Here is a 514-nt window from a genome sequence, read left to right on the forward strand (position 1 = left end):
TGGGATATTGATCGGCAACGGCGGGGCCGGTGGGTCGGGCGCTGCTGGCCAGTCCGGAGGTAATGGCGGCGCTGCGGGATTGTTCGGCGCAGGTGGTGTCGGCGGTGCGGGCGGGTTTGCATCCAGCGGGGTCGGCGGGGCTGGCGGAAGGGGCGGCGCCGGTGGGCTGGTGTTCGGCTCCGGTGGGGCAGGCGGGGCAGGCGGGGGTTCTTCGAGTGGCGCCGGCGGGGCAGGAGGTGTTGGCGGCGCCGCGGGTTTGTTCGGTGCCGGCGGTGCCGGCGGAGCCGGGGGGCACGCATCGACCGGGGCTGGCGGGTTTGGCGGAGCCGGTGGCAATGGCGGGTTCTTGTTCGGCGCTGGCGCGGCGGGCGGCGCCGGCGGCGATGGTGGGGCTGGTTCGGCGGGAAGCGTTGGTGGACTGGGCGAGACCGGCGGCGACGGCGGTGCCGGCGGAGTCGGCGGTGATGGCGGCGCCGGCGGCAGAGGCGGGCTGCTGTTCAGCGACGGTGGCCGG

At 76.5% G+C, this 514-nt stretch carries 1 protein-coding gene; it reads left to right on the plus strand.

The window, feature by feature from the left end; all coding sequences use genetic code 11:
- A partial coding sequence (locus F0Q45_RS28405; protein ID WP_188113203.1) for a hypothetical protein occupies positions 1-514 on the plus strand: 514 nt, incomplete at both ends.

The organism is Mycobacterium simiae, assembly GCF_008370645.1.
Taxonomy (GTDB): Bacteria; Actinomycetota; Actinomycetes; order Mycobacteriales; family Mycobacteriaceae; genus Mycobacterium; species Mycobacterium simiae_A.